The sequence below is a fragment of the Bradyrhizobium lablabi genome, assembly GCF_018131005.1.
GTDB lineage: Bacteria > Pseudomonadota > Alphaproteobacteria > Rhizobiales > Xanthobacteraceae > Bradyrhizobium > Bradyrhizobium lablabi_D.
In genome coordinates, this window is record NZ_JAFCJK010000017.1 from 52,579 (window position 1) to 66,075 (window position 13,497).

Consider the following 13,497-nt stretch of genomic DNA (forward strand, 5'->3'; position numbering starts at 1 on the left):
GCTCGCGGACGGGAATTTGACGTGGGGCTTCCGCAAATCGAATTATAGAGATTCGGATTCACATATGTGAAAGCCAAGCTGCAGCTATCGGGAAAAACTGGAAATCCGGGGAGGCTGAGGTATTTCATTCCGAATATTTTGAAACCCGGAGGGTCGCTGATTCAGCGGCCCTTTATTTTATTCCTCCTATGGAGGTTGCCCGGCGGCGTGCTCTTGAACCATCGCCGCCCCTCAAAGAAGTGCGGCCAGGCTTTGGGGGAAGCCTGGCCGCGCGCGAACCGGTCCGGGACGGGGAGGGGTGGGGATGTGACCGGGTCGCGTGTTCGATAAATTCTTTCTGCTCAGCGCGAGCTTGCAGTGGCAGTCGCCGGACGAGTATCGCCGAGCGAGACCCACACATTGGGATCGTTCTGCGACTGCCGCTTCACGAAGCGGTAGCCAGTCTCGGTCCAGGCGACGATTTTCTCATTCTGGTTGTCGAGCACGAACTCGCCCTTGTCGGTCTTCACTGTCAGCACCGCATGGCCTTCGCCCTGCTTGTCGCGGACGACCGTGATCAACAGCGCCTCGCGCGGCCAGCCGGCATCCAGCAGCATCTTGCGCTTCAGCAGCACGTAATCCTCGCAATCGCCGTAGCCGTCCGTCGGCAACGACCATTTCTCGATCACGCCCCAATGATCGATGTCTGTTACCGGTTTGACCGTCTCGTTCACCCACTTGTTGACCCGCACGAGGTCGCGCCAAGCGGTCTGCGACAACACGATGTCGCGTGGCTGCGTCGCGCCGCCGCTGCATTCGTCTGGATTGGCAGCGCAGAATTCGACCCAGCCGATCGGTGAACGCGCGGTGTCGCCCTGGCTCGCATAGAGCACTTCGCCGGCCTTCGCCGACACGCAAGTCGCAAACAGGATGGCGGCGACTGCCAATCCCTTCTCCTGTCCCCTGAAACCAAACATCGTGGCCCCCGTTTTTCTTGTTGGGACCACGTTTCGCACAAAGGATTTGCGCCGCCGCTAAGTGTGCAAAGTGGATTTGACGCGAATACTGATAAAAGCTGCGGCGAATTTGATCTGTGCTTGATTCAAACTTGTGTAAAATTTGAAACAACTGCAATTGATTCAAATTTTATGCATTAACGCGACAAGCGCCGCAGCGGCGCGGTTTGTTGCGGTAAAAGTTCCGCCCGTTAACCGCGAAAATACGCGCGCCAATTGCGGCAGAGGCGGCGTCCGGGGCATCGGAAGCCGCCTCTTCGGGCAGAAAATCAGTGGTTTGGAGCGAGGCGCGCTTTACCTGGCGGTAACGCTCTCTTCGAGCGTTTCCACGGCCTGCTCGTGAACGAACTCGAGCGCAAAGCCTTCCTCGAGATTTCGCACCACGCGCGCCTGCACCCGGCCGAGCATGACGAGCGATTTCAGCGGCGGCCGGTTCTCGGCGGCAATGGCCGCGCCGGACAGCGACAGGTCGATGATCCGGCAGGTCATCCGCGTGCCGTCCTCCTGGGTGAGCAGCGCGATCGGATTGCGCGGCACGATACGGTCGTGGCGGCGATCTTCCGGCAGGTTGAGGATATCTCGGTTGGCGAGCCAGGTGAGCTGGGCGGCGAGCTTGTCGCGCTTGCGTGCCGTGGCGCCGATCGTCATGGCAAAGCCGTTGTCGATGATGCGGGTGATGCGGCCCTCGACCCGGCCGATATGGTCCAAATAGGCAATCACGCGATCGCCGACATTGCCGATGCCAGGTGCCAACAGCGCAAGGCCTCCCGGGGACATATTGATGATCTGGCAGGGAAACTCGCGCCGGTCAGGCAGCATATAGCGGCCGAGCAGGTGCACCTTCACGCGCTGGAAACGCCGACGCTCCTCGGCGACGGGTACGACCTTAGTTTTCTTCTGTGCAAACGACATCACCGCAACCCGACCACCGGCCTTTCGGCCGAAAGACCCTAAGGCTGACAGGGTTAATGGGGCGTTACGGACGAGCTTTGTCGCTAACGTTTCGGCATGGTTTGCGCAGAGACGGCACACCGAACCTGCGGCCCGGTCACCGGATGCGATTGCCCTGGCCGTTGAGGGGGCGCCGCTAACCTCGAGATAGTCAGCCATGTGCCAGACTGTCGCGGATGGCCATGACATCCCCCGGGCGTTCACCTAAGTTCGCCAGTGCCCGAACGGGTCGTGCCGGCCGCTGGATGGGCGCAATCATCAACGACAACGCGATCAACGACAGCAACTGGGAGAACGGGCCGATGGAGCAGATCCGCGTATGCACCCATGAGGGACCCAGCGCCAGGCCCGTGATCCGCAGCGTGCCGTGGCCCCAGGTCGGCAGGAAGGCGGCATTGATCAAAGTCGGCGCCTGCGGCGTCTGCGGCACCGATCTGCATATCCTGAAGGGCCACTGGCCGAAGCCCCTACCATGGCCGTTCACGCTCGGCCACGAGCTCGGCGGCGTCATTGTCGAATGCGGCCCCGAGTTCACCGAGGACTTCATGAGCAAGAATCTCACGGTCGGATCGAAGGTGATGATCCCGCCGCTGATGCCGTGCGGCCGCTGCTACTACTGCATCCACTATCCCGAAACCGCCAACAAGTGCCTGACGCCGGTCTACTACGGCCGCTACCTCGGCTTCGATAAACCACCTCACATGTGGGGCGGCTGGGCCGAATACGTCTATGTCGATCTTGAGATGCTGCCGGGCACCAAGATCTACAAATTGCCCGACGACATGTCGCTGCGGCTGGGGGCGTTGTCGGAGCCGCTGACCTCCTGCATCCGCGCCTTCAACCGCGCCATGCGCGCCGGCGGCTTCAAATGGGGCGACACGGTGGTGATCCAGGGTTCCGGTCCGATCGGAATCCTCGCGGTCGCGGCCGCGCAGGAGATGGGGGCAGGGCGCGTGATCTGCGTCGGGGCGCCGGAGAGCCCACGCCTTGCGCTGGCGCGAAAATTCGGTGCGGAGGCGACCGTCGATATCGAGCATCTCAAGACGCCGCAGGAGCGTATCGGCGCGGTGCGTGAGATCGTCGGGGGCTTCGGCGCCGACCTCGTGATGGATTGCTCGGGCCATCCGACCGCCGGCCCCGAGGGTATCGAGATGCTGCGCGACGGCGGCACCTATGTCGAGATGGGGCAGTTCACCGACGCCGGCTCCATCACGACGTCATGGCATCGCATCTGCACCAAGGACCTCAACGTGCTCGGCTCCTGGGGTTTTACCGGCAACGATTTGCCGCTCGGCGTCGACATGCTCTATCGCACGCGCAACAAATATCCCTGGCTTGACATGCAGACGATCTATCCATTCACGGAAGAGGGCGTGGCGAGCGCGGTCGCGGACGCGATGGCGATGAAGACGGTGAAGTCGACCATTGTCCCGTGGCCGGAGCTGGTGAGCTGAGCGCGGAGATGGGAATGCCTTTCGATTTGATCCTGCGCGGCGGACGGGTGATCGATCCGTCGCAGGAACTCGACACCGTCACTGATGTGGCGTTTGCAGGCGGCAAGGTGGCCGCGGTCGGAGACGCGCTCAAGGCCGATCCTGCGACCGAGGTCCGCGACGTGTCCGGCCAGATCGTGACGCCGGGGATCATCGACCTGCACACCCACGTCTATTGGGGCGGCACCTCGCTCGGCATCGACGCCGAGGAATTCTGCCGCACGTCCGGCGTCACCACCGCGGTGGATACCGGCAGCGCGGGTCCCGGAAATTTCCTCGGCTTCCGCAAGCACGTGATCGAGCCGAGCCAGGTGCGGATCCTCGCCTATCTCCATGTCTCGCATGCCGGCATCTTCGGCTTCTCGCACCGCGTGATGGTCGGCGAGAGCGAGGAGCTGCGGCTGATGAATCCGGTCGATGCGGCGCGCGTCGCGGACGAGAACCGCGATCTCATCGTCGGCATAAAGGTGCGAGTCGGTCTGCACGCTTCGGGCACCTCGGGGATCGTTCCACTCGAGATCGCGCTGGAGGTCGCGGAGGAGGTCGGCATGCCGCTGATGGCGCATATCGATCATCCGCCGCCGAGCTATGAGGAGGTGCTGGCACGCCTGCGCCCGGGCGATGTCCTGACCCACGCCTTCCGCCCGTTTCCCAACACGCCGGTGACCGCGCAGGGCACGGTGAAGAGGGCGGTGCTGGAGGCGCGGAAGCGCGGCGTGCTGTTCGACATCGGCCACGGCAAGGGCTCGTTCGCGTTCAAGACCGCGCGGGCGATGCTCGCCAACGGCTTCTATCCGGACACCATCTCGTCCGACATCCATTTGCTGTGCATCGACGGGCCGGCCTTCGACCAGGTGACGACGATGTCTAAATTCCTCTGCATGGGCATGTCGCTGCCCGACGTGATCGCGGCCTCGACGGTCAACGCGGCAATGGCGCTGCGCCGTCCTGAGCTCGGCAGCCTCAAGCCGGGGAGTGTCGGCGACGCTACGCTGATCTCGATCAGGGAAGGGCGGTTCGACTATGTCGACGTGGTCGGCGAGCACCTGACGGGCAATCGCAAGATCGTGTCCGACGGCGTCGTGATCGGCGGGCGGTGGTGGCATCCGAAATAGGAGCGCCGAGGATCGCAACAGGGCACGCCGTTGCACCGTCGCCGTCATCGGAGCGGGGCCGCCTGCTGAATGCCGCAAGTCTGCGTGTGACCGACGGCCCCGTGCGTTCCGGCGGCGCAGATCGTGTTGCAGCGCCTCCAAGAAAATGAACCGCTGCGGCGATCCCGCGCGGTCCCGCTCATGTTGCTCGCCGGGGCGGCTCGGCGCTAACATCGGGCATGCAATCGAACCGGATGCCGCCCGCGCAGGCGGCAAGTGCGACATTTGCGTTGGGAGACGTGCCGGAGGATTTCGCGCTGTTCAAGACGCTGAGCGCGGAACAGCGGCTGCGAGCCTTTGGTGCAATGATCCGGCAGGATCTTGTGCGCGGCCAACTGCTGGTCGAACAAGGCGGCCCATCGGACGCATTGTTCCTCGTGCTGCACGGCGCGCTCGCCGTGTACAGGACCGATCATGCGGAACCGATTGCCGAGCTGCGCGCCGGTGAACTGGTCGGTGAGATCGGCTTCTTTGCAAACATCCCGCGCACGGCCAATGTGATTGCGATCCGCGACACCAGCGTGTTGGTGTTGACGCGCGCAGCCTATGCGACGCTCGCGCAGGAAACGCCTGCCATCGTTGAAGCGCTGCTCGCCGCCCTTGCGCAGCGATTTGCCCGCGAGACCGCGCGCCTGATACCCGTGCGGACGTCGCCCAAGGCGCGCACGGTCGCGCTGATATCGGGCGGGTGCGAGCCGGCGCCGACCGCCTTCGAACACCTGTTGCGCCAGGGCCTCGCGGCGGTCGATGCCGAGATCGTCGACCTCGCACGCCTTCAGGCCATGTTTCCCGGCCGCGCGCTGGACGCATCCGAGGTCGCCGACTGGCTCAACAGGATTGAATATGACGCGCCGCTGGTGGCCTATTTCGGTGGTTCGGAAGCGTCGGAATGGGCGCGAAAGGCCGTTCGGCAGGCCGACCTCGTCGTGTTCGTCTGCCGTGGCGATGCTCCGGCGCCGAGCCTGACGGAAATCGAGAGCTTTGCCTGCGGGGTACATCCGGCGTCGGCGCGCCGCCTCGTTCGGGTTCATGATCATCGACGCCACGAGGTCAGCGGTACCGCAGCGTGGCTCGCGCGGCTGCCCTGCTTCATGCACCATCATGTCGCGCTGGAAGACCGGATCGACATCGATAGCCTGGTCCGCTTCCTGTGCGGTCGCGCCGTCGGGTTTGTCGCCGGGGGCGGCGGCAGCCTGGGCACCGCGCATGTCGGCATCTACAAGGCCTTTCGTGAGCGCGGTGTGATGTTCGACATCTTCGTCGGCACCAGCGTGGGTTCGGCGATGGCGGCCGGCTTTGCCAAGAATTACGATGCCGAGCATCTCGAGCGTGGCACGCATGAGATCTTCGTCTCCAGCCGCAGCTTCCGCCGCCCGACCTGGCCACGCTACGCCCTGCTGGACCACAAGGCCTTCGATAGCGCCCTTGCAGATCAATACGGCCACAACTGCCGGATCGAGGATTGCTGGCGGCCGTTCGCTGCGGTGGCAACCAATCTTTCGACGCACAGTCTCGAATTGATCCGAACGGGCCTGCTCTGGCAGGCGGTGCGCGCGTCGAGCGCCATTCCCGGCCTGCTGCCGCCCTTCTACACGAGGGAAGGCGTGATGCTGGTCGACGGATGCCTCGTCGATAACGTTCCGCTGACGCAAATGCATCAACTCAAGAGCGGCCCCAATCTGGTGGTCCACTTCGGCGAACCGGCAACCGAGATGTTTGACGTCGAGTACGCCGCGCTGCCGGGGCGCCTCGAGCTGCTCGCGGCCATGCTGCTGCCGTTCCGCAAGAAAATACTTCCCGCCGCGCCGAGTGCCGTCAACGTGTTGTGGCGAAGTCTCGTCGCCCATCAACGCTACGACACCCTGCCGACCACCCCGCTCGACATGGTGATGCGCCCGCCAACGCCGTTCGGCATCGACGTGACGGATTTCGACCGCCATCAGGAAATTTTCCAATCGTCCTATCTCTGGGCACGGGAGACCATCGCCGCCCTGGAGGCGGCGTATAATCCCGCCATTGCGGCAATCGTCGCGTCGGCCAATCGGCCAGATGACGCCGTTGCGGTGAGCCAGGCAGCTTCCTATGAGGCGCTGTTCGGTTGAGTGGCCGGCGACAAACCGTGCATTGCTGGACCAATGCGCGCCCCGGCGGCGCACAGCTGGTGCCCGCGCAAGCGCATCCTGCATAGGAGCCTGCGCTTTCCACCGCATCTGGGAGGCTTGTTCCAGCCGCGCTCGGCCGTGTAGGCTCGTATTTCTGCCGGCCAAGAGATAAGGCCACCGTCACGATGGAACGAGCAGGCGAGGGAGATTCAAGAAGCAGCCATGACTGATATCCGATACGTAGCACCGCGCACGCTTGATGAAGCGATTGGCGCATTTGCTGCCGCCGGAAGTGCCGCCCGCATTATGGCAGGCGGCACCGATCTATTGGTGCAAATGCGCTCCGGCCTGGTGCGGCCGGGACTGATCGTCGACATCAAGAGAATCGGCGAGATGACCGAGATCAAGGAAGCGGCCGATGGCGGCTTCCTTATTGGCGCCGCCGTGTCCGGCATGGAACTCGCCGAGCATCCGCGGTTCGGCAAGGTGTGGCCCGGCGTGCTCGAGGCCGTGAACCTGATCGGCTCCAAGCAGGTGCAGGGCCGGGCCTCCGCCGGCGGCAATCTGTGCAACGGCTCGCCCGCGGGCGACAGCGTGCCGGCGCTGATCGCGGCGGCCGCCGTCGTCACCGTGCAGGGCCCGGACGGCCGCCGCGAGATGAAGGTGGAGGACGTGCCGGCAGGGCCCGGCCGCATCAATCTGAAGCCCGGCGAAATCCTCGTCAGCTTTGCGCTGCCGCCGCGACCGGCCGGGTCGGCCGATGCGTATTTGCGCATGATCCCGCGCACCGAGATGGATATCGCGGTGGTCGGACTCGGCGTCAGCCTGACCTTGAAGGATGGCGTCTGCACTGCCGCCCGCGTCGGCCTCGGCGCGGTGGCGCCGACCGCGTTGCTGGTCGAGCCGGCCGCGAAAGCATTGATCGGCTCCAGGCTCGATGATGCTGCGCTCGAAGCAGCCGCCGCCGCCTGCCGCGCCGCCTGCCGTCCGATCGACGACAAGCGCGGCACCATCGCCTACCGTACCAAAACCGCCGGCGTGCTGCTCAAGCGTACCGCCGCGATTGCAGCCAAGCGCGCCGGAGGGAATTAGCACCATGGCGAAACTGCACGTCACCACATCAGTCAACGGAGAGCCGGTGGAATTCCTGTGCGAGCCGTATGAGACCATGCTCGACGCGCTGCGCGCGCAGCTCGGCTTGACCGGCTCGAAGGAGGGCTGCTCGTCCGGCGATTGCGGCGCCTGCTCGATCACGCTTGATGACCGGCTGGTCTGCTCCTGCCTGATGCTCGCAGCCGAGGCCGAGGGTCACGAGATCAGGACCATCGAGGGCATGGCAAAGGGGGACAAGCTGCATCCCTTGCAGCAGAAGTTCCTGGAGCAGGCCGCCCTCCAGTGCGGCATTTGCACCTCTGGCATGCTGGTCGCCTCCGAGGCGCTGCTCAAGAAGAATCCGGATCCGACCGAAGAGGAAGTCCGCTTCTGGCTTGCCGGCAATCTCTGCCGGTGCACCGGTTACGACAAGATTGTTCGCGCGGTGATGGAGACCGCCGCCGAAATGCGGGAGGCTGCTCAATGAACGTCGTCAACAACAAGTGGATCGGCCAGCGCACCATCAGGCCCGACGGCGTCGACAAGGTGACCGGCCGCGCGGCCTTCGCCGCCGACACCACCATGCCCGGCATGATCTGGGGCAAGGTCCTGCGCAGCCCGCATCCGCATGCCCGCATCAGGTCGATCAACACCGCGAAGGCCGAGGCGCTGCCAGGCGTGAAGGCGGTCGTCACCCCGCGCGACGTGGTTGATTTCACGATCGAGAAGGGCGCGGTGATGCTCGGCATCCAGGACATGCGCTGGATGTGCCGCAACGTGATGGCGCGCGAGAAGGCGCTGTTTCCCGGCCACCCTGTCGCGGCGGTGGCCGCGACCACCGAAGCGATCGCGGCGGAAGCCTGCAAGCTGATCGAGGTCGACTACGAGGTGCTGCCCTGGTCGATCGAGATCGACGATGCGCTGAAGCCGGACGCGCCGATCCTGCATGAGTGGAACAAGATCGATGGCAAGCCGTCGAACATTGTAGGCAAGATCGAGGTGAAGAAGGGCGACATCGCCAAGGGATTTGCCGGCGCCGATGTCGTGGTCGAACGCAGCTTCACCACGCGTCCGGTGCACCAGGGCTACATCGAACCGCATGCCTGCCTCATCAGCGTGGCGGCCGACGGCAAGACCACGATCTGGAGCTCGAGCCAGGGCCAGTTCATGGTGCGCGCGATGACGTCGATGCTGACAGGCATCCCGCAGAGTGACATCCGCGCCATCCCCGCCGAGATCGGCGGCGGCTTCGGCGGCAAGACCATCGTCTATCTCGAGCCGCTCGCCACGCTGCTCGCGAAGAAATCCGGCCGTCCGGTGAAGATGGTGATGACGCGCGAGGAGGTGATGCGTGCGACCGGGCCCACATCAGGCTCGAAGAGCACGGTCAGGGTCGGCGCAAAGAAGGATGGCACTATCGTCGCCGCGCACGGCATCTTCCACCTGCAGGCCGGTGCCTTCCCGGGCTCGCCGATCCGCGGCGCGGTCGGCTGCAGCTTCGCGCCCTACGATATTCCGCATGTGCTGTCGGAAGGCTTTGACGTCTGCTCCAACCGCTCGAAGGTCGCGGCCTATCGCGCGCCCGGCGCGCCGATCGGCGCCTATGCGGTCGAATGCGTGCTCGACGAGCTTGCCGAGGCGCTCAAGATGGACCCGCTGGAGCTGCGGCTGAAGAATGCGGCGAAGGAGGGGACCAAGGCCGCGCATGGCCCGGTGTACCCGCGCATCGGCTATATCGAGACGCTGGAGGTTGCGAAGAGCCATCCGCATTATGCCGCGCCGCTCGGCAAGTTGCAGGGTCGCGGTGTGGCGTCCGGCTACTGGTTCAACGCCGGCGGGGAATCCTCGGCGCAGGTCAACATCACCGAGGACGGCAACGTCGTCGTCACGACGGGGCATCCTGACATCGGCGGCTCGCGCGCCGGCATCGCCAATATCTGCGCGGAGCTGCTCGGCATCGACTATCGCCGCGTCTCCGTGATCATCGGCGATACCCAGACGGTCGGCTTCTCCAATCTGACCGGCGGCAGCCGTGTGCTGTTTGCGTCCTCAATGGTGGTGACGCAGGCGACCGACAAGGTGATCAATACGTTGCGCGAGCGCGCGGCGAAGATCTGGGAGATCGATCCCGAGGCGGTGAAATGGGAGAACGGCGCCGCCCACCCGGCGAGCCCGAATGCCGGCCAGTTCGAGCCGCTGACGCTCGCCGACCTCGCCGAGAAGGCGCCCTCGCAGGGCGGCCCGATCGGCGCCAGCGTGCAGCTCAACACGCAAGGCGCGGAAGGCGGCTTCGGCACGCATATCTGCGACGTCGAGGTCGATGTCGATCTCGGCATCGTCAGGGTTGTCAGGTACACGGCGGTACAGGATGTCGGCCGCGCCGTGCATCCGAGCTATGTCGAGGGCCAGCTCCAGGGCGGTGTCGCGCAGGGCATCGGCTGGGCGCTGAACGAGGAGTACATCTACAACAAGGACGGCAAGGTCGATAATCCCGGCTTCCTCGACTACCGCATGCCGGTCTGCTCCGACCTGCCGATGCTCGACTGCGCGTTGGTCGAGGTGCCGAACCCGAAGCACCCGCAGGGCGTGAAAGGCGTCGGCGAAGTGCCGCTGGTGCCGGTCATGGCGGCGGTCGCGAACGCCGTCTACAACGCGCTCGGCAGGCGCTTCTACGCACTCCCGATGTCACCGCCGAAGGTCTCGGCGGAGCTCGATGCACCGACGCAGCAGGCGGCGGAGTAGAGAGCGTAGGGCGGGTTAGGCGAAGCCGTAACCCGCCTTGTTTTCCAAAGATAGATTGCGGCGGGTTACGCTATCGCTAACCCGCCCTGCGATTTGCTCCGCAATGCCATGGATATGGACGCGCCGGTAACGGCGCGTGCATGCTGCTTTATTCCCCTGGCAACGATGCCGAACTGAAAAATTCTTTCCTCAGCCGTTGCGGAATACGACAGGCCGTCGTGCGTCCTATGCATGCAAGACAATTGCATTCAGGGAGACGATATGAAGACATCCATCTCACTTGCGCTCGCCGGCGCTGTGTCGTTCGCGCTCGCGTCCGCCGCTTTCGCGGCGCCGCCGACCAAGACCGGCACGACTTCCAAGGGCTCGGTCTTGACCGATGCCAAGGGCATGACGCTCTACACCTTCGACAAGGACGCCGGCGGCAAGTCGGCCTGCAACGGACCGTGTGCGACGAATTGGCCCGTGCTGAAGGCGGAAGCGAGCGACAAGGCCGAAGGTGGCTACACCATCATCGCCCGCGACGACGGCTCGAAGCAGTGGGCCTACAAGGGCAAGCCGCTCTACACCTTCGCCAAGGACCAGAAGCCCGGCGACATCACCGGCGATGGCTTCCTCAACGGCGCCTGGCATCTCGCGCAGCCATGAGTTCTGCTGCCGCACCTCTTGCGGCTTGAACGAATGGCAACGCCGCCGGCTCGCGGCCGGCGGTGTCCTGGCTCCCCGGGCGCGACTCCTTGGCGCAGCCGCAGCCAGATTCCACCGCGCAGCGAAATGACGCGAGGCGCCAGAACCGGAACTTGGCGTTCGATAAAGTCTATCGCGAATTGCGCCCAGCCTCTACAATGAGCCGGCTCGGGGTCAACCAGCCACTTTGCGCGCCCGCGACAGATCGGCGAGTGGCCGCGAATGATGTGGATCTATATGGAGTCCAATCAGCAACGGCAAGTGACCGAGCTTCTTGAGCAACGGGCGGCTATCTCGGCTGTGCTGCGCGCCATAGCGAACTCACCGCACGCATTGCAGCCCATATTTGACACGATCCTTGACCATGCCGGCCGCCTCTGCCGAGCAGATCTTGGAGCGCTGATGCTCTTCGAGCAAAACGGCTATCGTATGGTTGCGCGCTCTGGTCTGCCGGATTCATACTTTGCTGAGGGCAGAAACCACGTCTATCCGGTCCTTTCATTTGGCATCATTGCCCGCCTTATCAAAAGTAGGGCCACAATCCATATCGCCGACATGGCGACAGATCCGGCCTACGTGCCGCACAATCCCGCCCTGGTTGCTTTGGTCGAAGGGGTAGGCGCTCGCACGTTTCTGTTCGTGCCAATGCTAGCGGACGATGAGCTGGTTGGCGCAATTGGCATTGCCCGTGTCGAGGTAAAGCCTTTTGCAGATACGCAGATCGACTTGATCACCGATTTTGCAGCGCAGGCGACCATTGCCTTGGCAAGCACAAGTCGTGAGCGGCGCTATCGTGAGACGCAGACGGCTCTAGAGCACGCAAATCGCATCGCGGCGATGGGACAACTCACAGCCTCGATTGTCCATGAGGTAAAACAACCGCTCGCCGCCGCTTCGCTGGACGGACGAACCAGTCTGAATTGGTTGACGAGAAACGCCCCCGAGATCGAAAGAGCAAAGCTCGGTATTGAGCGCTTCCAAGGTCACATTGACCGGGCCGTCCGGATCATTGAGCGCATACACGGGCTCGTGCGGAAGACTGGCGGAGAAAAGCAGAGGCTGGGGGTCAACGAAACGATCGTTGAGGCCATTGAACTTGTTCGGGGCGAGATTCTGAAAAACGGCGTGACTATCCGGACGGAGCTGGCGGATAGCCTGCCCGTCATCCACGGAGATCGGGTCCAATTCCAACAGGTAATTCTGAACCTGATTATCAACTCTGTTCAGGCGATGAGCAGCGTCAACGATGGCAAGCGCGAACTGGTTGTCGTCACCAGCGCCCCGGAGCCGGGGGAGGCCGTTCACGTCGCGGTGCGGGATTCGGGGCCCGGGCTAAACGTGGAAAACCCCGAGCGTCTGTTTCAACCATTCTACACGACGAAGCCCAACGGTATGGGCATGGGTCTATCCATCTGCCGGGAGATCATCGAAGATCACGGCGGACGCCTGTGGGCAAGCGCGAACATACCCTGCGGGGCGACGTTTCAATTCACTGTGCCCGGTGGTCCATTCCATGCCCCCTGACACAAGTCCCAACGCGGAAACTCTCGCAACGCAACAAGTCGGCAGCCAACCCTGACGAATTGCCTGATAGCATTTTCGCTCTAGACTGGATTGGCGGCTGTTCGCCCATGGAAGGGCAGGCCAAGGCGACCGGTAATGACGTCTGCACCGGGTGGCTCGATGTCGGACCTCCATATTCCGTTGTCCATTGTGCTTGGAGTCGGTCTCGCCGCGGCAACCGGGTTTCGTGTGTTCTTGCCGATGCTCATCGCCGGCCTGGCGGCCTATACCGGGCACCGGCCGCTGGACGGCAGCTTTGCATGGCTCGCAACTCCATCCGCACTGACAATGCTTGGTGTGGCAGCCCTTGCAGAAATCCTGGCCTACTATGTTCCCGCGGTCGACAATCTTCTCGACACCTTGGCTACGCCGGCTGCGCTGGTCGCAGGGACAATCGTCTCAGCCGCGGTGATGACCGACGTTCCGCCGATGGTGAAGTGGACCGCGGCTGTCATCGCGGGAGGCGGCGTGGCCGGCCTCACGCAAGGCGTGACGGCCCTGCTCAGAGCGAAATCGACCGTCCTGACGGGTGGTGTCGGAAACGTCGTCCTCTCGACCGGGGAGCTCCTGGGCGCGCTCCTGGTCTCCCTTTTGGCTCTGGCTGCGCCGCTTGCCGCCTTAGGCGTGGTTATCTTCTTGCTCTGGCTGGGAACGCGTCTGATCCGCCATCTCTTTCGAAGAGAGCGGCAGGTAAAGCGGACTTAGCAGTGCTCCGGCG

11 protein-coding genes are annotated in these 13,497 nt (G+C 63.8%); 9 read left to right on the plus strand and 2 right to left on the minus strand.

From position 1 onward, the window contains the following. Positions 1–341: 341 nt before the first annotated feature. Together JQ553_RS32165 and JQ553_RS32170 are read right to left on the minus strand one after the other, a co-directional pair. Positions 342–956, minus strand: coding sequence for a transglutaminase-like cysteine peptidase (locus tag JQ553_RS32165; RefSeq protein WP_212504088.1), 615 nt, complete (start codon positions 954–956; stop codon positions 342–344). 333 nt (positions 957–1,289) lie between these two features. Then, positions 1,290–1,907, minus strand: a complete 618-nt coding sequence (locus JQ553_RS32170) for a PilZ domain-containing protein (RefSeq protein WP_212504114.1) — start codon at positions 1,905–1,907, stop codon at positions 1,290–1,292. Between the two features lie 341 nt (positions 1,908–2,248). On the opposite strand from JQ553_RS32170, the gene JQ553_RS32175 reads away from it, so the two are divergent. The 9 genes from JQ553_RS32175 (at position 2,249) to JQ553_RS32215 (ending at position 13,484) form a co-directional block, all read left to right on the plus strand. Further along, positions 2,249–3,400 (plus strand): zinc-binding dehydrogenase, encoded by a 1,152-nt coding sequence (locus tag JQ553_RS32175; protein WP_212504115.1) that lies wholly within the window; start codon positions 2,249–2,251, stop codon positions 3,398–3,400. Between the two features lie 14 nt (positions 3,401–3,414). Continuing rightward, positions 3,415–4,554, plus strand: a complete 1,140-nt coding sequence (locus JQ553_RS32180; protein ID WP_212504089.1) for an amidohydrolase/deacetylase family metallohydrolase — start codon at positions 3,415–3,417, stop codon at positions 4,552–4,554. 218 nt (positions 4,555–4,772) lie between these two features. Then, a complete protein-coding gene (locus tag JQ553_RS32185; RefSeq protein WP_212504090.1) occupies positions 4,773–6,695 on the plus strand; it encodes a cyclic nucleotide-binding and patatin-like phospholipase domain-containing protein in 1,923 nt (640 codons plus the stop codon). A gap of 231 nt (positions 6,696–6,926) precedes the next feature. Continuing rightward, positions 6,927–7,787 (plus strand): xanthine dehydrogenase family protein subunit M, encoded by an 861-nt coding sequence (locus JQ553_RS32190; RefSeq protein ID WP_212504116.1) that lies wholly within the window; start codon positions 6,927–6,929, stop codon positions 7,785–7,787. Between the two features lie 4 nt (positions 7,788–7,791). Further along, positions 7,792–8,274 carry a (2Fe-2S)-binding protein gene (locus JQ553_RS32195; RefSeq protein ID WP_212504091.1) on the plus strand — a complete coding sequence of 161 codons (483 nt, stop codon included), beginning with the start codon at positions 7,792–7,794 and terminating at the stop codon, positions 8,272–8,274. After that, entirely contained in the window at positions 8,271–10,529 is a 2,259-nt protein-coding gene (locus tag JQ553_RS32200; RefSeq protein WP_212504092.1) for a xanthine dehydrogenase family protein molybdopterin-binding subunit, read from the plus strand. Before JQ553_RS32195 ends, JQ553_RS32200 begins: the two co-directional genes overlap by 4 nt. Before the next feature lie 261 nt (positions 10,530–10,790). Next, complete coding sequence (locus JQ553_RS32205) at positions 10,791–11,177, plus strand: hypothetical protein (RefSeq protein ID WP_212504093.1); 387 nt, start codon at positions 10,791–10,793, stop codon at positions 11,175–11,177. 261 nt (positions 11,178–11,438) lie between these two features. Then, a complete protein-coding gene (locus JQ553_RS32210; protein ID WP_212504094.1) occupies positions 11,439–12,740 on the plus strand; it encodes a sensor histidine kinase in 1,302 nt (433 codons plus the stop codon). Positions 12,741–12,875: 135 nt separating this feature from the next. Then, a complete protein-coding gene (locus tag JQ553_RS32215; protein WP_249144752.1) occupies positions 12,876–13,484 on the plus strand; it encodes a DUF4126 domain-containing protein in 609 nt (202 codons plus the stop codon). The last annotated feature ends 13 nt before the right edge of the window (positions 13,485–13,497 follow it).

Excerpts from the sequence above, each read along its gene's own strand:
- JQ553_RS32175 (WP_212504115.1), top strand. The coding sequence starts at position 2,249 with ATGGAGCAGATCCGCGTATGCACCCATGAGGGACCCAGCGCCAGGCCC.
- JQ553_RS32200 (WP_212504092.1), top strand. The coding sequence starts at position 8,271 with ATGAACGTCGTCAACAACAAGTGGATCGGCCAGCGCACCATCAGGCCC.
- JQ553_RS32210 (WP_212504094.1), top strand. The coding sequence starts at position 11,439 with ATGATGTGGATCTATATGGAGTCCAATCAGCAACGGCAAGTGACCGAG.
- JQ553_RS32185 (WP_212504090.1), top strand. The coding sequence starts at position 4,773 with ATGCAATCGAACCGGATGCCGCCCGCGCAGGCGGCAAGTGCGACATTT.
- JQ553_RS32205 (WP_212504093.1), top strand. The coding sequence starts at position 10,791 with ATGAAGACATCCATCTCACTTGCGCTCGCCGGCGCTGTGTCGTTCGCG.
- JQ553_RS32170 (WP_212504114.1), bottom strand. The coding sequence starts at position 1,907 with ATGTCGTTTGCACAGAAGAAAACTAAGGTCGTACCCGTCGCCGAGGAG.
- JQ553_RS32165 (WP_212504088.1), bottom strand. The coding sequence starts at position 956 with ATGTTTGGTTTCAGGGGACAGGAGAAGGGATTGGCAGTCGCCGCCATC.
- JQ553_RS32215 (WP_249144752.1), top strand. The coding sequence starts at position 12,876 with ATGACGTCTGCACCGGGTGGCTCGATGTCGGACCTCCATATTCCGTTG.
- JQ553_RS32180 (WP_212504089.1), top strand. The coding sequence starts at position 3,415 with ATGCCTTTCGATTTGATCCTGCGCGGCGGACGGGTGATCGATCCGTCG.
- JQ553_RS32195 (WP_212504091.1), top strand. The coding sequence starts at position 7,792 with ATGGCGAAACTGCACGTCACCACATCAGTCAACGGAGAGCCGGTGGAA.